Origin of the sequence: Bacillus sp. SIMBA_008 (assembly GCF_046535495.1) — a bacterium.
Lineage (GTDB): Bacteria > Bacillota > Bacilli > Bacillales > Bacillaceae > Bacillus > Bacillus subtilis.
Window position 1 is genome coordinate 1 of sequence record NZ_JAWRWL010000284.1, and the last position, 286, is coordinate 286.

The 286-nt window shown below is 35.7% G+C and carries 1 pseudogene; it reads right to left on the reverse strand.

Going from position 1 to position 286, the window contains the following annotated elements:
- Positions 1-41 precede the first annotated feature (41 nt).
- Positions 42-286 (reverse strand): annotated as a pseudogene (locus tag SB658_RS23225) (ABC transporter ATP-binding protein); the annotation flags it as partial.

The following is a 286-nucleotide window of genomic DNA, read 5'->3' on the forward strand; positions in this document are numbered from 1 at the left end:
CAGCATATTTCCCGCGCTTCCAATTCCACATCCATAACGCCTTATGAAACATACCCATCCTCCTCAAGTGTCGTAACGAAGACATCTTCAAGTGACATGGTTAATTCTTCAATGAGTATAGGTTGCTCTTTATAAAACTTCTCCAGTGTTGTAGCCACATTTCCCTCGATTAAGATTGTATATACTTTTCCTGTTTGGTTTAATATTTTAATATTGCTTAAGTTTTCTAGTTTTTGAGGTAATGAACGTTCGTAAGCTACTTGTATTTTTGCAAATCGTGATTTTG